This is a genomic window from Bradyrhizobium cosmicum (assembly GCF_007290395.2).
GTDB classification, from domain to species: Bacteria; Pseudomonadota; Alphaproteobacteria; order Rhizobiales; family Xanthobacteraceae; genus Bradyrhizobium; species Bradyrhizobium cosmicum.
Map to the genome: position 1 here is coordinate 6,469,148 of NZ_CP041656.2, position 22,395 is coordinate 6,491,542.

The following is a 22,395-nucleotide window of genomic DNA, read 5'->3' on the forward strand; positions in this document are numbered from 1 at the left end:
CACATTCGGTGTCGTCCCGGCGAACGCCGGGACCCATAACCCCAGGGAGCAGTTTGACAGAGGCTGGTCGTTCGGGTCTACCACCATCCGCAATCGATAGATCACGCGGTATGGGTTCCGGCGTTCGCCGGAACGACAGCGGAGCTACACCTTCCCGTCCACCATCACCTCAATCAGCTTCGTCCCCGGACGATTGAACGCCGCAGCCAGCGTTGCTTTCAGCTCGCGGGGATCGCTCACCTTGATCGCCTCGCAGCCCAGCGCCCTCGCCACACCGGCGAAATCCACCGGTGGATCCGCGAAATCCATGCCGACGTAATTATCATCGCCATGGAAGGCGAGCAGGCGCTGCTTGATGATGCGGTAGCCGCCATTGTTGGCGATGACGACGTTGAGCGGCAGCTTGTGATGCGCCGCGGTCCACAGCGACTGGATCGAATACATCGCGCTGCCATCGCCGGAGAAGCACACGACGGGACGATCCGGATTGGCAATGCTGGCGCCGACCGAGGCCGGCAGTCCCCATCCAATGCCGCCGGAGGCGAGGCCGTGATAGCCGTAGCGGTCGCGATGCGGACGCAGCGCCGCGATCTGACGGCTCGAGGTGAGGCCTTCGTCGACCAGGATGGCGTTGTCAGGCATCGCCTCGACCATTTGCAGCACCAGATGGTCGGGATCGATGGGGCTGCGGCCAGCGCTCTTGCCGATCTGCTCGACCAGCGCGGCGCGCCGCGCGGTCCAGTTCTGCGGCGCCAGCTCGGCGAGGCGCTGCCTGGCGCGGCTCGCCAGCGTCGCGCCGCCCATCTCCTTGAGCATCGGGATCAGCGCGCGCAGCGTTTCCTTCAAATCCGCCTTCAGCGCGATCTCGGCTCCGTAGTTCTTGGCGATTTCCCAATCGACGAGGCCGATCTGCACGATGCCGAGGCCGTCGGGCAGCGCATCGACCTCGCTATAGACCGACATCCGCAGGGGGTCGCCGCCAAGCGCAATCAACAGATCGTAAGGCGCAAGCGTATCGCGCGCGACCTTCTGCACGCGCGCGAGCGTTCCGACGAAGCTCGGGCTTTCGGAAAGGAAATGCGAGCCATAGGGCGTCGAGGATTGGTAGGCCGCCGCGCCAAGCAGCTCGGCGAGTTCGGCGGCCTCTTTCAGCGCATCGCTCTTGACCACCTCGTCCATGGTGACGATTACGGGGCGTTCGGCCTTGAGCAAGCGCGCGGCCAACGCTTTCAACGCCTCATCGGATGGCTTGGTACGGGCGTCGATGCGGGTGGAGCGGCCGAGATCGATGCCGGCCTCGCTGTTGAGGATGTCGCCGGGCAGCGAGATGAACACCGGCCCGGTCGGCGGCGTCATCGCGACCTTGGCGGCGCGGCGCACGATGCGCGGCAGATCCTCCAGCCGCGTCACCTCGACCGCCCATTTCACCAGCGGCTCGGCCATGCGCACCAAGGGGCCGTACAGCACCGGCTCCATCAGGCCGTGGCCCTGCTCCTGCTGGCCGGCGGTCAGGATCATCGGCGTACCTGTGAACTGGGCATTGTAGAGCGAGCCCATCGCGTTGCCGAGGCCGGGGGCGACATGGACGTTGCAGGCGACAAGCTTTCCCGAGGCACGGCTGTAGCCGTCGGCGATCGCGACCACCAAGCTCTCCTGCATCGCCATCACATAGGTGAGATCAGGATGATCCTTCAGCGCATGCATGATCGGCAATTCGGTGGTGCCGGGGTTGCCGAACAGGTGCGTGATGCCCTCGTCCTTGAGCAGCGCGAGAAAGGCGGAGCGGCCAGTAATCTTGTTCTTCATGTTTCCTCCAGGAGCGGACGTTGCCGCAAGGACGGATCACATGATGGCCGAAGTTGCGGGAGGCGCGCAAGGAAGCACGGTCATGGCTGCGTTGCGCGGGCGCGAGCTACATCTCTTCCCGCCCCAGTTCGAACGGATCCTCACCGCTCACCCGCTTCTTTTTCGAGCGTTGCCAGACCACGCCGGGAAAGCCTTTCAGCGGCACCAGCGGCTCGCCGGTATAGGCCCATTCCTGCAGCTCTTCGATCCCGATGTGATAGAGCGGCTGGCGGCCGGTCCGCTCGTTGAAGAGCGCGCGCGGGATGTTGACCATGTGCGGGCCGCGCGGGCGCTCATAGGCGATCGGCGTGCCGCAATGCGAGCAGAAACTGCGCGCGGTCCTGGTGGATTTGTCCTCGTAGCGGATCAGCGCGGTCTTGCCGGATGTGATGCGAAAGCGCTTCTTCCAACTGCCGACATAGGTCGCGTAAGCCGCGCCATGGGCGCGGCGGCTGGCGGCCGAGTGATCATGCCAGGCCCAGCGCGCGGGAACATCGATCTCGAAGGTGATCTTGCCGCAGAGGCATTGGCCGGTGGCAACACCTGCGGCGGCTGCGGCTTTGGCCATGATAGGTATCTCCGTCGTCATTGCGGGCGGAGTTTGTGGTGCGGTCGCGCAACAAATCAAGCTCGGCATTCCGGGGCGATGCGAAGCATCGAGCCCGGAATCCATTTCACCTCAAAACGTGCAGCCCGGTGGATTCCGGGCTCGCGACTTCGTCGCGCCCCTGAATGACAAGAGAGCGCCTACGCCGGCGTCAGCTCGTCATACACGGGATAATCCGTGTACCCTTTTTCCTCGCCGCCATAGAATGTCGCGCGATTGTAGGGCGTAATCGGATAGTCGTGCTCCAGCCGCCGCGGCAAATCGGGGTTGGAGATGAAGATACGGCCGAAGGCGATGATGTCGGCGTGACCGTCGGCGATCGCGGCATTCGCGGTCTCGCCGGTGAAACCGCCGGCCGTCATCAGCACGCCGCTGTAGAGCGGGCGAAACAGCACCATTGCGGAGGGCACATTATCCCAGTGGACGTCGGCACGGCCGGCGCCGCTGGAGCGCGGCTCGATGAAATGGAGATAGGCGAGACCGAGCTTGTCGAGGGCTTTCACCACATGGGTGTAGAGCGGCATCGGATCGGGCTCGCCGGAATCATTGGCAATGCCGTGCGGCGACAGGCGCACACCGACGCGATTGGCACCCCAGACGTCGATCGCGGCCTGCGTGACCTCCAGCAGCAACCGCGTGCGATTCTCGATCGAACCACCATATTGATCGGTGCGCTGATTGCTGCGCGACTGCAGGAACTGCTCGAGCAGATAGCCATTGGCGCCGTGGATCTCGACGCCGTCGAAGCCGGCAGCGAGCGCGTTCTTCGCGCCTTGCCTGAAGGCTTCGACGACACCCTTGACCTCATCGGTCTCCAGCGCGCGCGGCGTCTCGTAATCGGCGATCTTGCCGTCGGCGGTCATCGCCTTCATGCCTTCGGCCTTGATCGCAATCGCCGAGGCCGACACCGGCGGCTGGCCGCCATGATAGGACGAATGCGAGACGCGGCCGACATGCCAGAGCTGGAGGAAGATAATGCCGCCCTTGGCGTGCACGGCATCCGTCACCTTGCGCCAGCCGGCGATCTGCGCCTCCGAATAGATGCCCGGCGTCGCCGGATTGCCGCGGCCGTGCGAGACCACCGGCGAAGCTTCGGCAATGAGCAAACCGCCCTTTGTCGCACGCTGGCCGTAATATTCGGCATTGAGCGGCCGCGGCGAGAAGCTTTCGCGTTCGGCGCGCATGCGCGTCAGCGGCGCCAATGCGACCCGGTGCGCGAGCTTGTACGGACCGACCTGCAACGGTTTGAACAACGCCTCGAATTTCATGTGATCCCCGGATGATCGATGAGAGGACGGGGATCATATGAGAAAGGGTGGCGGCCCGGAAGCCGCTTGGGTGGATGGCAGGCCAGCCGAAGATGCGGCAGAAGCAAAAAGCCCCGGGCCGGGGCCCGGGGCTTGCTGTCCGTCCGGAACGGCGGATCAGTATTTCGCGACGACCGGGCCCGAGCCGAACTTGTAGTTCAGGCCGACCCGGGCGATGTGGCCGGTGAAATCCGCGGTTGCGTCGAAGCCGCGCGCGGGGCCCGGAGTGAACGGGAACAGCGGATTGAAGAACGTGTATTTCTCGCTGCCGAGATCATAATAGAGATATTCGAGCTTGACGCTCCAGTTCGACGAAAAACGGTACTCGCCGCCACCGCCGACCGCCCAGCCGACGCGCCAGCTTTCCGACGTCGCCGCGCCGCAGATCACGTTGAGGCAGGGCGTGCCGGCCGCGAGCGTGGGATCCACGATCGACGTCGACGCCTTGACATGCCCATAGGCAAGACCGCCGGTCGCATAAAGCATCCAGTCGGGCGTGACGGTGACGCCGATCCGGCCGCGCACGGTTCCCAGCCAGTCGACCTTCTGCTCCTGCGTGGTCGTGATGTCCGGGAAAACCGGCAGGGTCCGGGAAACCGTCGAGCTGCCCTTGATGCCGGCGGCCGCGATATCGGCTTCGACGCCCCACACCAGGGGGCCGGTCTGCACGTTGTAGCCGGCCTGCACGCCGCCCAGCACGCCGCGCGGATTTGTTGCCAGTGACGGCGGGACAAGGCCGCCGGCCAGGGCCACATCGAGCACGCCCGCGGTAAAAACCGGATCGTGCGGCGCGAGCTGGATCGCATCATCGCTCCAGCCATATCCGACGTTCACGCCGGCGTAAAAGCCCGACCAGTTGTACGCGACGGGCAATTGCGGCGCCTTGTAGAGCGGCGCACGTGCGGCGATATCGGCTGCGGCCGCGGGCTGCGCCGAGGCGACGCCCAAAGCGACAAACACGATCGAAGCGAAACGGAGCATTCTCGATATCCCAACGCCGAACATGACGTTGACCAGCAGTAACGGGCCAACCTTCGAAATGGGATAACAATCCTTGCGAGATCGCAGGCACGAGGTCGTTTCAAAAACGCGTGTAGCGTCCAGGCAACAATTTCAGGTCGTCGCAAGCAGTCTCTGTCGCTGCAAGCAAGATCATCCACTGAAACCCGGACGCGACGGCAGAAACGCCTTACGCCGTCTTGATCCAGACGGCCTTCACGTTGAGATATTCCTCGACATGCTGCTTGCCGGATTCGCGGCCGTAACCGCTCATCTTGTAGCCGCCGAACGGCACGGCCGGGTCCATCGCCTGGTAGCAATTCACCCACACCGAGCCGGCACGCAGCGATTTTGCAACCGCATGCGCCTTGCTGACGTCGCGCGTCCACAGGCCGGAGCCGAGGCCGAAGGTGGTGGCGTTGGCGCGCTTCACCAGTTCGTCCATGTCCTTGAACGCAATCGCGGAGATGACCGGACCAAAAATCTCTTCCTGCGCGATGCGCATGTTGTCCTGGACGCCCGCGAACACCGTCGGCGAGACGAAGAAGCCCTTTGAAAGCGCACCCTCGGTGACGCGACCGCCGCCGGCGAGCGCGCGGGCGCCTTCCTTCTGGCCGATGTCGAGATAGCTCGTGACCCGTTCGAGCTGCTGCTCGGAGACCAGCGGGCCGATCTGCACGTTGGGATCGAGGCCGTTGCCGACCTGCAGCTTCTTGCCGAACTCGGCGACACGGCCGACGAACTCCTCGTAGATCGACTGCTCGACGAACAGGCGCGTACCGGCGCTGCAGATCTGGCCGGAATTGGCGAACACCGCCATCGCGGCGCCGGGTACGGCGGCATCGAGGTCGGCATCCGCGAACACGATGTCCGGCGACTTGCCGCCGAGCTCGAGCGAGACGCGCTTGAGGTTACCGGCCGAGGCGCGGATGATCGACTGGCCCGTGACATGCGAGCCGGTGAACGCGACCTTGTCGACGTCGTGATGCGAGGCGAGCGCCGCGCCCGCGGTCTCGCCGTAGCCCGGCACCACGTTGATGACGCCGGGCGGCACGCCCGCCTCCATCGCGAGCTCCGCGATGCGCAGCGAGGTCAGCGGCGCCTCTTCGGCCGGCTTGAGCACCACGGTGCAGCCGGTCGCGATCGCCGGACCGATCTTCCAGATCGTCGCGGTAAGCGGACCGTTCCAGGGAATGATGGCGCCAACGACGCCGATCGGCTCCTTCAGCGTGTAGGAGAAGATCTCGCCCGGCAGCGAGTTCTCGATGGTCTCGCCGTGGATCGCGGTGGTCTGGCCAGCGTAGTAGCGCAGCATGCCGACGGCGCGCAGGCGATAGGCGCGGGTGCGGCTGAGCGGCGCGCCCATGTCGAGCGTGTCAAGCTGCGACAATTCGTCGAAATTTTTCTCGACGAGGTCGGCGAGCTTCAAGAGCAGGTTCTGCCGCTCGAACGGCTTGACCTTGCTCCATGGTCCTTCGAAGGCCCGGCGCGCGGCGGCGACCGCACGGTCGATGTCTTCCTTGTCGCCTTCGGCGACGGTTGCGAGCAATTCGCCGGTGGCGGGGTTGTGGGTCTCGAAGCGCTTCCCGGAAGCGGCATCGACCCACTTCCCGTCGATCAGCATCTGCTTGTAGGACCCGTTGGCGAACGGATGGCGCGTGATCGGAATAGCCTGCGACACAGCCATGGCTGCACTCCCTGTCAGGTAATTGTTTGAGTTCGATCTGGGCGGGATCGTTAGGTGAACGAGACTACAGCGGTGCCGGAGAGGCGTAAAGGCAGCGTGGAACGAGGACCTCCCATGCCGACTTGTGCAGGGTCGCGCGAGCGCCGTGTTATAGTTCTACCGAGGCCCCTCCTCCGGAGACACACCCATGCCGCATCCCGCCATCATCAAAGACAATGTTGCCGTGATCACCGGCGGCGCATCCGGAATCGGACTGGCTGCCGCCCTTGCCTTTGCGCGTGCCGGCTTGAAGGTGTGCATCGCCGATGTCGACGAGGCACGGCTGGCGGAGGCCGCAACAAAACTGTCATCCGTCGCTTCTGCCACACACGTGATGACCGTCGCGGTCGACGTCAGCAAGGCAGAGAGCGTCAAGGAACTGGAACGTGCCGTCGGCGCGCATTTCGGCGGCACCGATATTCTCATGAACAATGCCGGCATCCAGCCCGGCAGCACGCTGTTCGCCGAACCCGACAATTGGCAGCGCATCATCGGCGTCAACATGTGGGGCATCATCAACGGCTCGCGCATCTTCGCGCCCGGCATGATCGCACGCGGCAAGGCCGGCCTCATCATCAACACCGGTTCGAAGCAGGGCATCACCACGCCGCCCGGCGATCCCGCCTACAACGTCTCCAAGGCCGGCGTGAAGGCGTTTGCGGAAGCCCTCCAGCACGAGTTGCGAAGCACGAAAGACTGCCGCATCAGCGCGCATCTGCTGATTCCCGGCTTCGTCTTCACCGGGCTGACCGCGAAGGGCCGCACCGAGAAGCCGGCCGGCGCCTGGACGCCGGAGCAGACCGTGGATTTCATGCTGGCGCGGCTGGAAGCCGGCGACTTCTACATCCTGTGCCCGGACAACGACGTGCCGCGCGCGCTCGACGAGAAACGCATGCTCTGGGCCGCCGGCGATATCGTCGAGAACCGTCCGCCGCTATCGCGCTGGCATCCGGATTATGCGGATGCGTTCGCGAAGTTCGTGAAGGGCAGCTGAAGGGCCCGGTCTACAGCGTTTCCTGCTGCTGCCCGCATTGCTTGCAGGCGAACTTGACGCGGGTCTGGCCCTTGGGAGCCTGCACCCGGTTCGGGGCGCCACACTTGCCGCACACCGCCTCGATGCGGGTATCGCCCTGCTTGACCACGATGGACTTCTTTTCCATCGATTCGCGGATCAGGCGCTCGGCCTCCTCTCGCAGGGATTGTTTGGACAAGGCTCATCTCCGCAATGAATGCGGGCGAGCCTTATCGCACCTGCGTCGAAATCACAATCCGAAACGGCCGCCCGGACCTCGACAATCCCATGGCTGGCCTTGACGTGCATCGGAAACATCCCGGCGACATGCAGGCATTTTGCAGTTCCCAGGAACCGTCATGGGCCGACGGATGCCGCAGCATCCGCCGCCCTGTATCGGTATGGCTTCGTTCGCCCGACGCGCTCGTTCAAGCCGCCTTGTTCAAGCCGCCTTGGAGACTTCCATCAGCAAACGTTCGGCCTTGGCATCCTCGATGCGGTTCACCAGCCGGCTGCTCTCGTGGTTGTCGCGGACCGTCTTGGTCAAGGTGATGCAGGTCTGGATCAGCATGACGATCCCCATGGTGAGATAACCCTTCATCCAGAGGTCGATCGGCAGGAAGAAGACGCCGATGGCGACGAGGAAAGCGGAGGCCGCGAAAGACGCGTAAGTGAAGGTCACCCAGGCGCTGCTGTGGGGCTGTCCGTTCTGATTCATGATGGTCTCCTGTTGGTTTGCGTGATGATGCGGATTGAGATCAGGCAGTCGGCATGCGCTTGGACTTCAACCGCGCCAGCACGTCGTCCGCGGTCGTCTTGAGCCGGGGGCCGAAGCCCTGCTCGGCTAGTCTCTCGGCGGTGGCGAGCGGGCCGGTGGCCGCGTCGAGTTCGACCAGCGCATCGTCCGCGGCCTGGGCTTCCATCTGGCGGTCGCGCAGGCGCCTCAAGGTGCTCTCCGCCTCGGGCAGCGTGGATTCGTAGGGGCGTGCGGCCTCGATGCCGCTGCGGCGAATGGAGCGCACCGCTTCCGAGGCACGAGCGACGCGGCGACCTCGGTCGAGTTCGGTGATGCGGGCATGAGCGTTTGCGACATGCCGCTTCAGGCGGGCGATCTCGGTTGCGAACAGCGCGCGCGCCGTCATTGCCGCATCGCGGTCGGCCTCCAGGCCTGCGATAGCTTCGGCCGCGTCCCGGGCGAGATCCTCGCGGCCGGCCTCGAGCGCCGCAACCGCGCGGGTCTCGAGATCGGCGATGCGGGCGATGGTCGCCTCGAGCTTGCGGCCTTCCTGCTGGTCCTGCGCGATCGCCAGCGCCAGCGTTCGTTTGCTGCGCTCGACGGCGGCGGCCGCGTCGCGCAGTTGCTGGTCTAGGATCAGAAGAGCCGTACGGTCCTCCAGCTCCTCGCCTGCGGCGGCAACACTGCCGCGGAAAAGTGTCATGACGGTCTTGAACATCTGCTGCTCCCTGTTATGAGCGTTGCTCACCAATGGTTTGTAGCAGCAACCTTGAACATCGTTCAAGAAAAAATTGAGCAGCGCTCAAGAATTTTATCAGCAAATGTCTAAAGCCCTGGAACGTCGAGAGAAATTGCGATCCGACCTGATCCTAGCGGCGGAGCGGATGATCGCGAACCGCGGATTGGCCGGCCTGAAGACCCGCGATCTCGCCCGCGAGATTGGCTGCGCCAATGGTGCGGTCTACAATCTCGTTGCTGATGTGGACGAGTTGATCCTGCGGGTCGGCTCACGCACGCTGCGTCGGCTCGACGAGGCACTCAGCGCGGCGGAAAGCGCGGGCGAACCGTCGCCGCAGCAGACCCTGGTCCGGATCGCGATTGCTTATTGCGATTTCGCCGCGGAAAATCTCCAGCTCTGGCGCGCGCTGTTCGAGCACCGCATGGCGACTGACAAAACCGTGCCCGATTGGTCCGTCGACGACCAAATGCGGCTGTTCCGCCATATCTACCGGCCGCTGGCCGCGCTGTTTCCACAGCGCAGCCCGGACGAGCTCGGCATCACCGCGCGCAGCCTGTTCTCGGCTGTGCATGGCATGGTGGCGCTGGGACTCGAACAAAAACTGGTCGCCGTTCCGCTGCCAGCGCTGCGCAAGGAAATCGCGGGCCTCGTGCGCGCGATGATCGACGGGTTGATCGCGCAACCGAGCTAGCTGCACGCTCGTCGTGGCATGCCCCTTGCCTCCTCGTATCCTGAGTTTCTCTTGAGGAGGCAGCGATGAGCGCATCATCTTCCGGTATGAACCGCCGCAGCGTCCTGCTCGGCGGCCTCGGTGTCGCCGGCGCAACGCTCGTCGCGCCGCGCTTCGCCTCTGCGCAAGGGCGCGCGGAGACGCTGCTGGTGGTGCAGGAGCTGGGGCCGAACTCGCTCGACATGCAGGGCGTCGGCTCCAACCAGACCGTGAACGGCCTGTCCTGGAATTGCTACGACCGCCTGCTCTCCTACGCTTCCAGGACATTGCCCGACGGCACGGTGTCCTACGACCGGGAAAAGCTCGCGCCTGAACTAGCCGAAAGCTGGGAGGTCGCCGCCGACGGCATGTCGTGCACTTTCAAATTGCGGAAGGACGCAAAATTCCACGACGGCGCGCCGGTGACCGCGAAGGACGTCAAATGGTCGTTCGACCGCGCGGTGAAGGTCGGCGGCTTTCCGACCTTCCAGATGTCGGCGGGATCGCTGGAAAAGCCCGAGCAGTTCGTCGTTGTCGACGACCACACCTTCCGCATCGACTATGTGCGCAAGGACAAGATGCTGCTGTTCAACGTCGCGGTGGTGGTGCCCTTCATCATCAACTCCGAGCTTGCCAAGAAGAACGCGACCGCCGAGGACCCGTGGGCGCTGGCGTGGCTCAGGACCAACGAAGCCGGCGGCGGCGCCTACAGGATCGAGAGCTGGAAGCCCGGCAGCGAGACCGTGCTGACGCGTTTCGACGACTGGAAGAGCGGACCGCTGCCGAAGGTCAAACGCGTGATCGCACGCGACGTGCCCTCCGCCGGCACGCGCCGCGCGATGCTGGAACGGGGCGATGCGGATCTCTCCAGCGGCTTTGCCCCGCGTGACTTCGAGCAGATCATCAAGGAGGGCAAGGTCAAGGTCTCGGGCGTGCCGATACCGAACGCGCTCTGGTACGTGGCGCTGAACACCGCGAAGCCGCCGTTCGACAATGTGAAGCTGCGTCAGGCCATCGCTTGGGCGATGCCCTACGAGCAGATCCAGAGCAGCGCGTTCTTTGGCCGTGCCGTTCCGATGTATGGCGGAGCTCCAGAGGTTTCAAAGCCGGTCTGGCCGCAACCATCTCCTTATGTCACCGATCTCGACAAGGCCAAGGCCCTGATGAAGGAAGCAGGCTTCGAGTCCGGACTTGAAACGACGCTGTCGCTCGACACCGGTACAGCGACCGTCGGCGAGCCGACCGCGATCCTGATCCAGGAGAGTCTTGCAAAAATCGGCATCAAGGCGTCGATCGAAAAAATCCCCGGCGCGAACTGGCGCACGACGCTGAACAAGAAGGAGCTGCCGCTCGCGCTCAACCGCTTCAGCGGCTGGCTCGACTATCCCGAATATTACTTCTACTGGAATTTCCACGGCAACAATTCGATCTTCAACATCTCCTCCTATCAGAACAAGGAGATGGACGCGCTGATCGACAAGGCGCGGTTCACCACGGATGCGGCCGAGTACGACAAGTCCGTGAAGGATTTCGTCGCGCTCTGCATGCGCGACGTTCCCGTCGTTCCGCTCAACCAGCCGATCCACGACGTCGCCATGCAGAAGGCCGTCAGCGGCTACGAGTTCTGGTTTCACCGTGAGCCGGACTACCGTCAGTTCGCGAAGGGCTGATTCTTGTCGACGACGTGCACGACGCTGGACGTGGCTCGCGCCTGCTCGACCGGAAAGCCCCGTTGCAGCCGCGCCTCGCTCGCGCGCAGCATCGCCGCGTCGAGCTTGCCTTGCCGCGATCCGTCGAGCGCGCAGGCGAAGACCCGGTAGAACTGCGCGCCGTCATAGGCGACCAGTAGCCGGTCGACGCCAGCGTTGATTGCCTCGACCACGGCCTTGCAGACGTCGTTCTGGTAGATCGCCCCCATCACGAGGTCGTCGGTCATGACGACACCCTGGTAACCCCATTTGTCGCGGATGATCCCTTCGACCACGCGCTTCGAATGCGAGGCGGCGCGATCGGGATCCACGGCCGTGAGCGTGACATGGCCGACCATCAACGCGCTGCGGGAATGCGACAGCACCTAGCGGAACGGGAGCCAGTCGGTCGCTTCCAGTTCCCTGACCGGCGTATCGAGATTGGCGCTGAAGTGATGGGTATCGGTGCGTACGCGGCCAATACCCGGGAAATGCTTCAGCGTCGCGCCAACACCCGTCTCTTCCAACCCGCGGACGTAAGCGCTCGCGATCGCGCTGACGACGGCCGGGTCTGTCGCAATCGCCCGATAGCCGATCAGCGTATAGAAATCGAGGCGGTTACGCCGGACTGGCGGCTTGAGGTCGAGCACCGGTGCGAGATTGAGGTTGACGCCGAGTCCGGCGAGTTCGCGGCCGTGGATGCGGCCGAACTCTTCCGCCTTGGCCTGCTGCTCGTCGGGGGCGAGCCCGGTGAGCGTCGCAAGCGCCGGCAACTTCGTCAACGGCGGCGCGAGATGCCCGACGATGCCGCCTTCCTGATCGGCAGCGACGACCAGCGGCGGCAGGCCAGCGGCACGCCGCCTGTCCTGCAGCGCCGCGATCTCGGCACGCAACGCTTCGATGGTCCGGCCGCGAATATTGTGCCGGGTGACGTAGACGCCGCCGATCAAGCCCTGCTCGGCAAGGCGTGCGACCTCGGGAAACGACGAATAACCGACCATGAAGTGCGGCCCGAGCTGACGCGCCTCGGCCGCACTTGCGCTGAGAACATCGTGCTTGCGCAGTTCAAACTCGAGATGCGCCGCGGACATCAGGAGGGGCGGCAGGCACCAGAGCGTGACGAGGAGCTTGCCCCCGATGCTGCGCCAGCGCCCCCTGCGCAGCAGGACGATGACGATCGCGATGCTTGCGACGACAAGCGCGATGTTTCCGGCGCCGCGCAGCGCGAGCAGATAGGGATCGTTCTTGTTCGCGGCCGCGAACAAGACGAGGGGCGCGGCAAGCCAGAGCAGGATGAGGCCGATGCGACGGAGCAATTGCATGATGCGTCAGGTCCAGGGAGTGGCGAATGCTTCGCACCTATCAAAGCGATCTGCGCTACGCGATAGGCAATGACGCCCCTGCACGAAAACTGCAAAAGACTCCTGAATCCGTGCAGAGCGTGATCCCGCCTTCTGCACAAACGACGTTCAGACTTCGTGATGCCATCCATCACGAAAGGGTCTTCTGGACATGACGAGCCCGGCTACGACGTCGACTACGGACATCCAACCGATCAGGCCTTCCGCGCTGTCGGCCAGGATCACGATGGCACTGCTGCTTGCCGCGCTCGCCGACTGGCTGTTCTACGGCCAGCGGATCGGTCTGTCGCTGGCGATCTTCGCGGTCGCGATCGCAGGCGCCTCGCTGCTCGCCAACCATGCCACGCTGGATTCTCGACGCGCTGCGATCGGCGGCATGGTCGTTGCGCTCGGTCTCGTGCCGGCTTTGGAGGAACTCTACGCACTCTCGTTCCTGATCCTCGTCGCGGCACTGGTCATCGCCCTGCTATTGGCAACCAATCCTGAAACGACGGGACTCGCGGACCGCGCCCGGGCGCTGCGAAATCTTGTCCTGATCGGCCCCTTCCGGTTCTTCCCCGACGCGCTTCAGGTCTTCAACATGTCGGCGTTCACCCGCGGCATTGCACTCTGGCTGATGCCGGCGGTGCTAGGCACCGTGTTCGTCGCGCTGTTCGCTGCGGCCAATCCGGTGATCGAGCAATGGGTGTCCCTGCTCAATCCGAAGGTCATCTTCGAATATGTCAGCGTCTGGCGCGTGCTGTTCTGGACCTTGATGCTGGCGCTGGTGTGGCCGTTCATCCATGTGCGCTGGCGGCGCGTGAAGAGTTCCACCGCAGTCCCCGCCGAGGCCCTGGAGCCGGAGCCCCTCGCGCCCTTCGTCCCCGCCGCGTTCCTGGGACCCTCCACCATTCTGCGCTCGCTGATCCTGTTCAACCTGCTGTTCGCGGCGCAGTCCATCCTCGACGGCATCTATCTCTGGGGCCATGTGGCGCTGCCTGCCAAAGTCACCTATGCGTCCTACGCCCATCGCGGCGCCTATCCGCTGATCGCGACCGCGCTGTTCGCCGCGGCCTTCGTGCTGGTCGCGATGCGTCCGGGCGGCCCGGCCGAGAAATCGACGGTGATCCGGCCGCTGGTCTATCTCTGGGTCGGCCAGAACGTCCTTCTCGTCGCCTCCTCCATCCTCCGCCTCGATCTCTACGTGGACATCTATATGCTGACCTATTGGCGCATCGCGGCCTTCATCTGGATGGGGCTGGTGGCGCTCGGGCTGATCCTGATCATGGCCCGCATCGTGCTCAGTCGCTCCAACCGGTGGCTCGTGGGCGCCAATCTGATCGCGCTCGCGATCGTGCTGTATGGCTGCTCGCTCATGAACTTTGATGCCTTCATTGCCGACTACAATCTGACGCACAGCAGTGAAATGTCGGGCAAGGGCGTGACGATCGATGCCGACTATCTCCTCACACTCGGACCGCAGGCGCTGCCTGCGCTCGATCGCGTGATCGCCCATCGCCCGGGCGACGAGTGCCTTGCTCGGCGCCGCGATCGGCTTGTAGAAGCTCAGCGGCTGGCCATGGCCTGGCGTGCCTGGGGCTTTCGGAGCTGGCGGCTGCAACACAGGCTCGATGCGCAGGCCAAGAGCCCGCCCAACAGTCAGCCGGCCGGGTAAGCGGAGAAATTCTTGGCGCATCGCATTCTCATCGTCGACGACGAAGGCCACATCCGCGAGGTCATCCGCGTCGCCCTGAAGAAGGCCGGCATGGACGTGATCGAGGCGCGCGACGGCAAGGAGGCGCTCGTCCGCTTTGCCGCGGACAGGCCCGATCTGATCGTGCTCGACATCGGCATGCCCGAGTTCGACGGCCTCGACGTCTGCCGCGAGATCCGCAAGAATTCCGACGTCCCGATCCTGTTCCTGTCGGCGCGCGACGAGGAGATCGACCGCATCCTCGGCCTCGAGATCGGCGGCGACGATTATGTGACGAAGCCGTTCAGCCCCCGCGAGCTGGTGGCCCGGGTCAACGTCATCCTGCGCCGCCTCAGCCCACGCAATGGCGAGGCCAAGGCAGGGCCGGCCGCGCTGTCGCAAGGCCGCCTGTTGATCGACCCCGAGCAGCATGTCGCGACCTTCGCCGGCACGCCGTTGAAGCTGACCGCAATCGAGTTCGGCATCTTACGCGCGTTTCTGACCCGGCCGACCTCGGTGTTCAACCGCGAGCAGCTGATGCGGGCGGCCTATCAGCTCAACATCCAGGTCTCCGATCGCACCATCGACAGCCACATCCGCAACATCCGCGCCAAGCTTGCCGCGCTGAATTGCGAGAACGTGATCGAGACCCTCCACGGCGTCGGCTTCAAGCTCGGCCGCTGCGAGCAAGAGGCATGAGCACGGCGCCCGAGAAATGGCGGCCGTCGCTCACGCTCGTGATTTTCGCGGTGCTGACGACAGTCGGCGTGCTGCCGCTGGTCGGGCTGTTCTTCTTCCGCCTCTACGACAATCAGCTGATCCGCCAGACCCAGGCAGAGCTGATCGCGCAGAGCCGCGTGCTGGCGACGATCTATGCGCAGGAGGTCACGGCAAGGCTCGACAGCGGCCTGACGCTTGGCGCCGAAGTGCCGCCGAACGTGCTGCCCGATCCCGGCGACCAGGTCACGCCGATCCGGCCCGAGCTCGATCTCACCGCCAACGATCTGTTGCGGCGCCGGCCGGATGCACAAGCTGCGCCCAAGCCGGCGCAGCCGGCTTATGTCGAGATCGGCACAAAGCTGACGCCGATCATCCGCGAGACCCAGAAGGTGACGCTGGCCGGCTTCCGGATCCTCGATCCGCAGGGGGTGGTGATCGCCGGGCGGCAGGAGGTCGGACAGTCGCTCGCCCATATCGAGGAGGTCGCGGACGCGCTACGCGGGCAATACCGCGCCACCTTGCGCAACCGCGTGCCGGACAAGCCGCCGCCACCGATCTATTCCTTCAGCCGTGGCCTCGGTGTCCACGTATTCTCGGCGATGCCCGTCATCGTCAACAACCGCGTTGCGGGGGTGATCTACACCACGCGGACGCCGAGCAACATTTTTGACCATCTCTACCAGGAGCGGGCCAAGTTCGTGCTGGCCGGGCTCGCCGTCGTCCTCGGCACCATCGCGATCGGCCTCGTGTTCTCCCGCACCATCACGCTGCCGATGTACGAGCTGATCGATCGCGCCGCGCGGATCGGCCGCGGCGACCGCGAGGCGCTCAGGCCGCTCCGGCATTACGGCACCCGCGAGTTCGCCCAGCTCTCGCACAGCTTCCTCGGCATGGCCGAGCAGCTCGCGCGGCGCTCCGACTATATCGCGACGTTCTCGGCCCACCTGACCCACGAACTGAAATCGCCGCTGACCTCGATCAAGGGTGCGGCCGAGCTGCTGCAGGATTCGTTTCAAGGCAAGCCGGACGGCCTGACACCGGCCGAGCAGAAGACCTTCATCGCCAACATCCTGTCGGACACGCAGCGGCTGGAGGCGATGGCACAGCGGCTGCGCGAGCTGGCGCGCGCCGAGAGCCTGCCTCAGAACGAGCGGACCGAGCTTGCACCCGTCATCGCCGACCTCAGGAGCCGGTTTCCGGCGAGCTCCATCGAGGCCAGCGGCACTTTCGACCGGGCGATCGGCATGTCCGGCGAGAAGGCGCTGATCGTGCTGTCGCATCTCGCCGACAACGCGGTGCGGCACCAGGCGAGGTCGATCAGGTTGGAGGCGGTGGACGCGCGGACGACCTTGCTGCTGACGGTGAGCAATGACGGCGAGCCGATCTCGGCGCCGAACCGCGACCGGATCTTCGATGCGTTCTTCACCACCCGCCGCGACCAGGGCGGCACCGGGATGGGGCTCGCGATCGCGCGCGCGGTGATGGCGAGCCATGGCGGCTCGATCAGGCTCAAGCCTACCGAAGCGGGCGCGGCCTTCGAGCTGCAGTTTCCGGCTGCCTAGATCGCAAACACCCAGGCGGCGACGATGGTGCCGATGGTGACCAGACCGGCGATGGTCCAGCCGGCGGCGTATTCCAGTTCAGGATGTCCGGTCGCCCGCATGATCTCGGTGGGATCGGCGGTATGCTTGTGTGCCATGACTGCCTCGCACGTGTTTCCCCGTGTCATGCATGGATAAGTCGCTTCAGCCGGCGAAAGGTTCCATCACGGACATGCGAGGACACAAAGCTGCGAAAACAACCCCATGCACAGTAGACGGCCTCTTCCCTGCCGAGGCGGGGTCACGCCGTGCAAATGTCTGAGCAACCGCTGCAAAACGCTGCTCCGCGCAATGACCGCGCAGCTCGCGTCTTGCCATCCGAATCCGGTTGCGTGCTAGACTGATCCACGCAATCGAGACCGATCTTGCGGTGCAAAAGGCGGCCAGCACGGTCGCCGAGCGGAAGACAAAGGCCTGAGCTCGCAGCGCCGGGGAGGCAACATGACGTCCGTCCGACTGATCCTCGCCTGCGCCCTCGTTGTCGGGACTGCCTCCGGCGCCGCCGCCGCCTCGGGCGCCACACCCGCAAAGGTCTCGGGCTCGACGGCGCTGGCGCTCGCGGGCGTGATCGCGCCGCTGTCGCCGAACCTGACCGGCGCCGAGAAGAAAGGGGTGGCGATGCTGTTCGCCGCCAATGCCGACATTCCCTACAAGAAGCCGATCGTGGTGACCGCGGACAGGATCGTCTGCCGCAGCGGCAATGTCGATATCACGTTGCGCAACTGCGAAGTCACCTTCGGCAAGAAGACCAGGACCGTGAACGGCTCGACGGCCAACGAAATCTTTGCGACCGAGGCGCTGGCCGGCGTTCCGCCCGACGGAGCGGCGGGATCGAATTTCGAAAGCCTGACCAAGCTGAGCTGCACGATCGATCCCAACGCGATCAGGCGGAAGGACGGCAGCGGGGCGGACTGCACGTTCCAGCCGGGGAATTGAAACGCCGAGGCTGTCGAGGGTGCCGTGAAATCGCCTCAAGATCAGCCAACTAATAAGGCGAATTGAAAAGACAGGCCAAACGCGCCGGACCATATGAGCACGCAAGGCCGAACGATATGAAGAATTACCTCGCACTTTTCCTTGTTCTGATCGTCACGACGGCCTCCGCGCATGGTCCGGTGCCGGTGCAGCCGGTCGCGCCGTCCGATCTGGTCCTGGCAGGCCTCACCGATTCCGATACGACCGCCGGCGGCACCGCGCGGCTGTGCGAGCAGGTGACCTTCTCGCGCGGCCTGCGTTATGGTGAGAGCGAGGCCAATGTGCTCGACGTCGCCGCCAGCGCGACCAAGGCGGACACGCCGCGGCCGGTGCTGCTGTTCGTAGCCGGCGACACCTTCACCGGCGACCTCGCCGCACCGGACTTGTCGCGCGAGATTCAGGACCAGGTCATGTGCTTTGCCGCGCGCAACGACATGATCGGGGTGCGCGTCAACTATCGGCTGGCGCCCTCGGCGGCCTGGCCTGCCGGTGCAACCGACGTGGCGGCGGCGCTGTCCTGGGTGCACGGCAATATCGACCTGTTCAACGGCGATGCCCGCGAGATCGTCGCAATCGGCTATGGCGCCGGCGCGTTCCATGTCGCCACCCTGCTCGCGCATCCCGAGTTCCAGACCGACCGCGCCGACGTCGCGGGCGTGGTGCTGGTGTCCGGGTTCTATCGCGCCGGCAAGGACGCGAGCGACAGTGTGAAGGCTTATCTTGGCACCGATGCCAGCCAGTATGACAAGCGCTCGGTGTTTCCCGGCATCCTCAACGTCGACGTGCCGATCGTGCTGGCCTGGGCGTCGGACGATTCCGCCGGTGTCGTGGCACAGGGCGAGACCCTGAAGAAGACGCTCTGCGGCGCCGGCCACTGCCCGCGCGCCGCGCTGCTGCGCAGCCGCGACGGCATCGCCGGAGCGTTCGGGCTCGATGGCTCCGGCGACAGCCTTGCCGAGCCGACCATGTTGCTGGTGAAGCAGCTGGAAGCGCGGGGGCTGCCGTAGCGGTCTGTTGGCGGCGGTGCGGCGAATAAACTTGCACCGCTTGCTGGGCCACCCCTCTCCCCCGCCCTCCCCCACAAGGGGGGAGGGAGCGCAGTGTGCCGCGGAGTGGAAGCTGGGCCCACAACTCAAAGCCGATTTTCAGCAGCTTGAACCAGCCACACGCACGAATGCGTTCCCTCCCCCTTATGGGGGAGGGTTAGGGAGAGGGGTGCCACACGAGGACTCTCTCAATCAGAAAGCGGCTGCGGAGGTACTTCCTCACGCCGGTTTCAGCGCAGCCAGTGCGCTCTCCAGCAGCGAGCGCACCCGTGCGGCATCGCCTGACTTCACCACCGCCGGATCGAGGTAGAGCTCGAGCCCCGGCGCGCGTTCGGTGATGACACCGCTTCGCTCCGCCGCGGCATCGTTCAGCGCGTCCACCGAATACGGAATCACCTCGCGGCTGATGCCCTTCATCGTGATCGCGGGCAGCGCGTGGGCGCGGACGATGTCGCTGACCAGCGCAAAGGTCTCGTAGCTCATCACGATGCCGCCGGGCTCGGCGATCGATTGCAGGCGCGCGGCAAGGTTCGCCTCGGCACCGATGATGGTGTAGTCCATGCGGTCGCTGCTGCCGAAATTGCCGACGTTGCAATAGCCGGAATTGATGCCGATGCGGGCCTTGAACGGCAACTCGATGCCGGAGGCGCGCCACTTCGCATTGAGCTCGGTGAGGCGGTGCTGCATGCGCCAGGCCATCTGGAGGCAGGCCTGCGCATCGGCGCGGTCGCCCCTGGTCTCGGGGTCACCGAAGAAGATCAGCATGGCGTCGCCGATGAACTTGTCGATGGTGCCGCCATATTCGTGGGCGATCGCCGACATCTCCGTGAAATATTCGTTGAGAAGCTGGGTCAGCAATTCGGGCTGAAGCCGTTCCGCGGTCGCCGTGAAATTCTGGATATCGGAGAAGAAGATGGTGAGCTTCTTGCGCTCGGTATGGATGGTGACGTCCTTCTGGCCGCTGAAGATGCTCTTGTAGACCTGCGGCGGGATGTAGCGCGAGATCTTCATCGAGAGCGAGGCCAGGAAGTCGTTGGCGGATTCCAGCTCCCTGTTCATGCCCTTGATGCGGCTCGCCTGGCGGCGCTGCAGCGAGAGGAACGATAGGCCGCTGCCGGCGGCGATCAGGAAATAGGCCAGCAGAAACTTGAACGAGAAGATGTTGGCGGCGATCGGCTGGGCGATGATCACCTCCTGGATGCCCCTGACGTCGCCGACCTTCCAGTCCTTCTTCGGGCTTTCGGGGTGGCTGTTGTGGCAGCTCACGCAGGCCGGGCCCATCGTCACGGGCGCGACCAGGCGGACCTTGTCGTTGAACAGCGAGGTCTCGGTCTCGACGATCTTCTGCTCGGGGTCCTTGCGGAGGGCATCGAGCGCGTCCTTCTCGAACTTGTCGAGCTGGTGCGGGGCGCGGTTCTGGAACGGGAAGTCCGAGACAAAGCGGTAGGTGATGTTTTCCTGCTGCGCGCCGATCACCCGCCCGAGCTCGAGCGACAGCGTGGCCGGAATCGGGATCGCGCCGGGGACGGATTCGTAATTGTGGACGACCTTGGTCGTGCCGCCAGGGTTGGCGAGCACGCGGCCGACCACGTTGGACGCGTAATAGCTGCGCACGCTGGTGATGACGGAATTGAGATCGACCGCCTGCCGGCGCAGCGCCGTCTTGCTGAGCTCGGTCAGGTCCAGCCATACCGCGAGCGGCAGAGCGAGCAGGAGGAAAGCGATCACGGCTCCGGTGAGCAGGCCGCTCTTGCGCTGTTCTTCGGCGATCTCTTGTTTCACTCTGTGGCTCCGTCGTGTGCGTTTTTGTCGCAAAGTCCAGGGATTTGCAGCACAACATGCGGCGGCACAGAGCCAAGAAATGCGCGCCCGTGCAACCCCCTTTTATGGTGGTCGTGGCAAGCACCTTTTCGTTTCATACCGAATGTTTAAGATCGGCAAAGACCTGCATTCACTCCGCCGGGAGACCCTCCAAATGACCGAGACCATCCGCATCAGGCGCTTTGTGGCGCGTCCCGTGATCGTGCCGATGAATTTGCCGCTCCAGACCTCGACGGGCGCGGTGGCCAAAGCGCCGCTGGTCCTGATCGACTGCGAGACCGATCAGGGCGCCGTGGGGCATGCCTATCTGTTCTCGATCACGCCCTCGGCCTTGAAACCGCTGACGGCGATGGTCACGGAAATGTCAGAACTGCTGGCCGGCGACGAGCTGCTGCCGTTCGAGATCGAGCGCAAGCTGACCCAGCGCTTCACGCTGCTCGGGCTCGCCGGACTGCAGCGGCTGGCACAGTCCGGCATCGACATGGCGGCATGGGATGCGCTGGCACGCAGCAAGGGCCTGCCGCTCGCCCGCCTGCTCGGCGGCGCACCAAAGCCGGTCAAGGCTTACAACTCGAAAGGACTCGGCATCATGCCGGCAGGCGCTGCGGTGGAGGAAGCGCACAAGCTGCTCGCCGAAGGCTTTCAGGCGGCAAAAATCCGGGTCGGTCGGCCCGATGCGCGCGAGGACCTCGCCGTCGTGCGCGCGGTGCGCAAGGCCGTCGGCGATCGCGTAACGCTGATGTGCGACTACAATCAGGCGCTGACGGTGACCGAGGCGATCCGGCGCGGCGAGATGCTCGACGACGAGGGCCTGACCTGGATCGAGGAGCCGATCCGCCACGACGACTATGAGGGCTGCGCGCGGATCGCCGACGCGCTTCGCACGCCGCTCCAGATCGGCGAGAATTTCGACAGCGCCTTTTCGATGCAGACCGCACTCGCCGCCGAGGCCTGCGACTACGTAATGCCGGACGTTCAGCGCATCGGCGGCGTCACCGGCTGGCTCCGTGCCGCCTCGCTCGCGCACGCCGCCGGCATCGAGATGTCGACGCATCTGTTCTCGGAGGTCAGCGCACACCTGCTCTGCGTGACGCCAACCGCGCACTGGCTGGAATATGTCGACTGGGCCGATGCGGTGCTTTCGACGCGTTTGACGATCAAGGACGGATTTGCACTGCCGAGCGAAGAGCCCGGCAACGGGATCGTCTGGGACGAGGCGGCGGTGACGAAGTATCTGGTCGAGTAAGGCGGCCCGCTACGAGCGAACGGCGGCCATCATGTTCAGCTCGACCGGCGCTCCCCGCGGCAACTCGGCGACACCGACGGACGTGCGCGCGTGACGACCGCGATCGCCGAGGCGTTCGATGAGACGGTCGGAGGCGCCGTTCATGACTTGCGACTGCTGGGTAAATCCAGGCGCCGAGGCGATATATCCCACGACCTGCAGGACCTGGACGATGTTGTCCTCGCCGCCCGTGGCGTGGTTGATGGCCGCAATGCAGAGATCGGCGCAGAGGGCCGCGGCCTCCTGTGCGGCCGCGATATCGACACCCGCGCCGACCTTGCCTGAATACAGCAGGTCTTCGCCGCGGCGCGGCAGCTGACCGCTGACATACGCAATTCCGCCATGGATGATCACCGGCAAATAGTTGCCGCCGGGCTTGTTCACGCTGCTCATCTCGACACCTGCTTTCTTTCACGGCCGGCGACGCGACACATGGCGCCGAACGCCACAAACTGGATCTCACCAGACGCATTACCGTGGTGGATGGACGGACCATGGCAGCCGGGGAGTCGCGGATCAAGGCTGTGAAGTCTTGCATGCCGGAGG

General features: G+C 64.8%; 21 protein-coding genes and 1 pseudogene. 10 read left to right on the forward strand and 12 right to left on the reverse strand.

The window, feature by feature from the left end; genetic code table 11:
- Positions 1 to 144 precede the first annotated feature (144 nt).
- From FNV92_RS30975 to FNV92_RS30995, 5 genes are all read right to left on the reverse strand, one after another.
- The gene (locus FNV92_RS30975; protein ID WP_143843245.1) at positions 145 to 1,806 is read right to left on the reverse strand and encodes a thiamine pyrophosphate-binding protein; all 1,662 of its coding nucleotides are present in this window, start codon (positions 1,804 to 1,806) and stop codon (positions 145 to 147) included.
- A 106-nt stretch (positions 1,807 to 1,912) separates the two neighbouring features.
- Positions 1,913 to 2,413, reverse strand: coding sequence for a GFA family protein (locus FNV92_RS30980; RefSeq protein ID WP_143843244.1), 501 nt, complete (start codon positions 2,411 to 2,413; stop codon positions 1,913 to 1,915).
- 179 nt (positions 2,414 to 2,592) lie between these two features.
- Entirely contained in the window at positions 2,593 to 3,720 is a 1,128-nt protein-coding gene (locus FNV92_RS30985; RefSeq protein ID WP_143843243.1) for an alkene reductase, read from the reverse strand.
- Between the two features lie 156 nt (positions 3,721 to 3,876).
- On the reverse strand, positions 3,877 to 4,740 hold the full coding sequence (locus tag FNV92_RS30990; RefSeq protein WP_143843242.1) for an outer membrane protein: 864 nt from the start codon (positions 4,738 to 4,740) through the stop codon (positions 3,877 to 3,879).
- Between the two features lie 208 nt (positions 4,741 to 4,948).
- On the reverse strand, positions 4,949 to 6,445 hold the full coding sequence (locus tag FNV92_RS30995) for an aldehyde dehydrogenase family protein (RefSeq protein WP_143843241.1): 1,497 nt from the start codon (positions 6,443 to 6,445) through the stop codon (positions 4,949 to 4,951).
- Positions 6,446 to 6,632: 187 nt separating this feature from the next.
- Between FNV92_RS30995 and FNV92_RS31000 the strand changes: the two genes are divergently transcribed.
- Positions 6,633 to 7,478 carry an SDR family NAD(P)-dependent oxidoreductase gene (locus FNV92_RS31000; RefSeq protein WP_143843240.1) on the forward strand — a complete coding sequence of 282 codons (846 nt, stop codon included), beginning with the start codon at positions 6,633 to 6,635 and terminating at the stop codon, positions 7,476 to 7,478.
- Between the two features lie 10 nt (positions 7,479 to 7,488).
- On the opposite strand, the gene FNV92_RS31005 is transcribed toward FNV92_RS31000, so the two are convergent.
- The 3 genes from FNV92_RS31005 to FNV92_RS31015 form a co-directional block, all read right to left on the reverse strand.
- On the reverse strand, positions 7,489 to 7,695 hold the full coding sequence (locus tag FNV92_RS31005) for a hypothetical protein (protein ID WP_015688679.1): 207 nt from the start codon (positions 7,693 to 7,695) through the stop codon (positions 7,489 to 7,491).
- A 243-nt stretch (positions 7,696 to 7,938) separates the two neighbouring features.
- Positions 7,939 to 8,214, reverse strand: coding sequence for a YiaA/YiaB family inner membrane protein (locus tag FNV92_RS31010; RefSeq protein ID WP_015688680.1), 276 nt, complete (start codon positions 8,212 to 8,214; stop codon positions 7,939 to 7,941).
- A 40-nt stretch (positions 8,215 to 8,254) separates the two neighbouring features.
- Entirely contained in the window at positions 8,255 to 8,950 is a 696-nt protein-coding gene (locus FNV92_RS31015) for a PspA/IM30 family protein (protein ID WP_143843239.1), read from the reverse strand.
- 103 nt (positions 8,951 to 9,053) lie between these two features.
- Between FNV92_RS31015 and FNV92_RS31020 the strand changes: the two genes are divergently transcribed.
- Together FNV92_RS31020 and FNV92_RS31025 are read left to right on the forward strand one after the other, a co-directional pair.
- Complete coding sequence (locus FNV92_RS31020; protein WP_143846164.1) at positions 9,054 to 9,662, forward strand: TetR/AcrR family transcriptional regulator; 609 nt, start codon at positions 9,054 to 9,056, stop codon at positions 9,660 to 9,662.
- 65 nt (positions 9,663 to 9,727) lie between these two features.
- On the forward strand, positions 9,728 to 11,350 hold the full coding sequence (locus tag FNV92_RS31025) for an ABC transporter substrate-binding protein (RefSeq protein WP_143843238.1): 1,623 nt from the start codon (positions 9,728 to 9,730) through the stop codon (positions 11,348 to 11,350).
- Here the strand turns inward: FNV92_RS31025 and FNV92_RS31030 are convergent.
- Positions 11,332 to 12,690 (reverse strand): annotated as a pseudogene (locus tag FNV92_RS31030) (glycoside hydrolase family 3 N-terminal domain-containing protein). The gene FNV92_RS31025 and the pseudogene FNV92_RS31030 sit on opposite strands and share 19 nt — an antisense overlap.
- A gap of 26 nt (positions 12,691 to 12,716) precedes the next feature.
- Between FNV92_RS31030 and FNV92_RS31035 the strand changes: the two are divergent.
- Genes FNV92_RS31035 through FNV92_RS31050 form a run of 4 tightly spaced genes read left to right on the forward strand, consistent with a single transcriptional unit; the run spans position 12,717 to position 16,683 of the window.
- Positions 12,717 to 12,884 carry a hypothetical protein gene (locus FNV92_RS31035; protein WP_168213473.1) on the forward strand — a complete coding sequence of 56 codons (168 nt, stop codon included), beginning with the start codon at positions 12,717 to 12,719 and terminating at the stop codon, positions 12,882 to 12,884.
- Positions 12,881 to 14,383: a DUF4153 domain-containing protein gene (locus FNV92_RS31040; protein ID WP_143843237.1), complete on the forward strand. Its 1,503-nt coding sequence runs from the start codon at positions 12,881 to 12,883 to the stop codon at positions 14,381 to 14,383. The genes FNV92_RS31035 and FNV92_RS31040 overlap by 4 nt, the downstream gene beginning before the upstream one ends.
- A gap of 12 nt (positions 14,384 to 14,395) precedes the next feature.
- On the forward strand, positions 14,396 to 15,100 hold the full coding sequence (locus FNV92_RS31045) for a response regulator transcription factor (protein WP_143843236.1): 705 nt from the start codon (positions 14,396 to 14,398) through the stop codon (positions 15,098 to 15,100).
- Positions 15,097 to 16,683 (forward strand): ATP-binding protein, encoded by a 1,587-nt coding sequence (locus FNV92_RS31050; protein WP_143843235.1) that lies wholly within the window; start codon positions 15,097 to 15,099, stop codon positions 16,681 to 16,683. Before FNV92_RS31045 ends, FNV92_RS31050 begins: the two co-directional genes overlap by 4 nt.
- Here the strand turns inward: FNV92_RS31050 and FNV92_RS31055 are convergent.
- A complete protein-coding gene (locus FNV92_RS31055) occupies positions 16,680 to 16,820 on the reverse strand; it encodes a hypothetical protein (protein ID WP_008133926.1) in 141 nt (46 codons plus the stop codon). The genes FNV92_RS31050 and FNV92_RS31055 overlap by 4 nt on opposite strands.
- Before the next feature lie 343 nt (positions 16,821 to 17,163).
- Here FNV92_RS31055 and FNV92_RS31060 point away from each other — a divergent pair, with 343 nt between their 5' ends.
- Both FNV92_RS31060 and FNV92_RS31065 read left to right on the forward strand, forming a co-directional pair.
- Complete coding sequence (locus tag FNV92_RS31060; protein WP_143843234.1) at positions 17,164 to 17,658, forward strand: hypothetical protein; 495 nt, start codon at positions 17,164 to 17,166, stop codon at positions 17,656 to 17,658.
- A 116-nt stretch (positions 17,659 to 17,774) separates the two neighbouring features.
- Positions 17,775 to 18,704: an alpha/beta hydrolase gene (locus FNV92_RS31065; protein ID WP_143843233.1), complete on the forward strand. Its 930-nt coding sequence runs from the start codon at positions 17,775 to 17,777 to the stop codon at positions 18,702 to 18,704.
- 258 nt (positions 18,705 to 18,962) lie between these two features.
- Here FNV92_RS31065 and FNV92_RS31070 read toward each other — a convergent pair whose 3' ends face one another.
- On the reverse strand, positions 18,963 to 20,525 hold the full coding sequence (locus tag FNV92_RS31070) for an adenylate/guanylate cyclase domain-containing protein (protein WP_143843232.1): 1,563 nt from the start codon (positions 20,523 to 20,525) through the stop codon (positions 18,963 to 18,965).
- Positions 20,526 to 20,718: 193 nt separating this feature from the next.
- On the opposite strand from FNV92_RS31070, the gene FNV92_RS31075 reads away from it, so the two are divergent.
- Complete coding sequence (locus FNV92_RS31075; RefSeq protein WP_143843231.1) at positions 20,719 to 21,810, forward strand: enolase C-terminal domain-like protein; 1,092 nt, start codon at positions 20,719 to 20,721, stop codon at positions 21,808 to 21,810.
- A gap of 9 nt (positions 21,811 to 21,819) precedes the next feature.
- Here the strand turns inward: FNV92_RS31075 and FNV92_RS31080 are convergent, their stop codons facing one another.
- A complete protein-coding gene (locus FNV92_RS31080; protein WP_015688692.1) occupies positions 21,820 to 22,242 on the reverse strand; it encodes a RidA family protein in 423 nt (140 codons plus the stop codon).
- Positions 22,243 to 22,395: the final 153 nt, after the last annotated feature.

What these genes read in the sequence shown, in the direction of transcription:
- FNV92_RS30975 (WP_143843245.1), bottom strand. Translation starts at nt 1,806, where the DNA reads ATGAAGAACAAGATTACTGGCCGCTCCGCCTTTCTCGCGCTGCTCAAG.
- FNV92_RS30980 (WP_143843244.1), bottom strand. Translation starts at nt 2,413, where the DNA reads ATGGCCAAAGCCGCAGCCGCCGCAGGTGTTGCCACCGGCCAATGCCTC.
- FNV92_RS30985 (WP_143843243.1), bottom strand. Translation starts at nt 3,720, where the DNA reads ATGAAATTCGAGGCGTTGTTCAAACCGTTGCAGGTCGGTCCGTACAAG.
- FNV92_RS30990 (WP_143843242.1), bottom strand. Translation starts at nt 4,740, where the DNA reads ATGCTCCGTTTCGCTTCGATCGTGTTTGTCGCTTTGGGCGTCGCCTCG.
- FNV92_RS30995 (WP_143843241.1), bottom strand. Translation starts at nt 6,445, where the DNA reads ATGGCTGTGTCGCAGGCTATTCCGATCACGCGCCATCCGTTCGCCAAC.
- FNV92_RS31000 (WP_143843240.1), top strand. Translation starts at nt 6,633, where the DNA reads ATGCCGCATCCCGCCATCATCAAAGACAATGTTGCCGTGATCACCGGC.
- FNV92_RS31010 (WP_015688680.1), bottom strand. Translation starts at nt 8,214, where the DNA reads ATGAATCAGAACGGACAGCCCCACAGCAGCGCCTGGGTGACCTTCACT.
- FNV92_RS31015 (WP_143843239.1), bottom strand. Translation starts at nt 8,950, where the DNA reads ATGTTCAAGACCGTCATGACACTTTTCCGCGGCAGTGTTGCCGCCGCA.
- FNV92_RS31020 (WP_143846164.1), top strand. Translation starts at nt 9,054, where the DNA reads ATGTCTAAAGCCCTGGAACGTCGAGAGAAATTGCGATCCGACCTGATC.
- FNV92_RS31025 (WP_143843238.1), top strand. Translation starts at nt 9,728, where the DNA reads ATGAGCGCATCATCTTCCGGTATGAACCGCCGCAGCGTCCTGCTCGGC.
- FNV92_RS31035 (WP_168213473.1), top strand. Translation starts at nt 12,717, where the DNA reads ATGCTTCGCACCTATCAAAGCGATCTGCGCTACGCGATAGGCAATGAC.
- FNV92_RS31040 (WP_143843237.1), top strand. Translation starts at nt 12,881, where the DNA reads ATGACGAGCCCGGCTACGACGTCGACTACGGACATCCAACCGATCAGG.
- FNV92_RS31050 (WP_143843235.1), top strand. Translation starts at nt 15,097, where the DNA reads ATGAGCACGGCGCCCGAGAAATGGCGGCCGTCGCTCACGCTCGTGATT.
- FNV92_RS31055 (WP_008133926.1), bottom strand. Translation starts at nt 16,820, where the DNA reads ATGGCACACAAGCATACCGCCGATCCCACCGAGATCATGCGGGCGACC.
- FNV92_RS31060 (WP_143843234.1), top strand. Translation starts at nt 17,164, where the DNA reads ATGACGTCCGTCCGACTGATCCTCGCCTGCGCCCTCGTTGTCGGGACT.
- FNV92_RS31065 (WP_143843233.1), top strand. Translation starts at nt 17,775, where the DNA reads ATGAAGAATTACCTCGCACTTTTCCTTGTTCTGATCGTCACGACGGCC.
- FNV92_RS31075 (WP_143843231.1), top strand. Translation starts at nt 20,719, where the DNA reads ATGACCGAGACCATCCGCATCAGGCGCTTTGTGGCGCGTCCCGTGATC.
- FNV92_RS31080 (WP_015688692.1), bottom strand. Translation starts at nt 22,242, where the DNA reads ATGAGCAGCGTGAACAAGCCCGGCGGCAACTATTTGCCGGTGATCATC.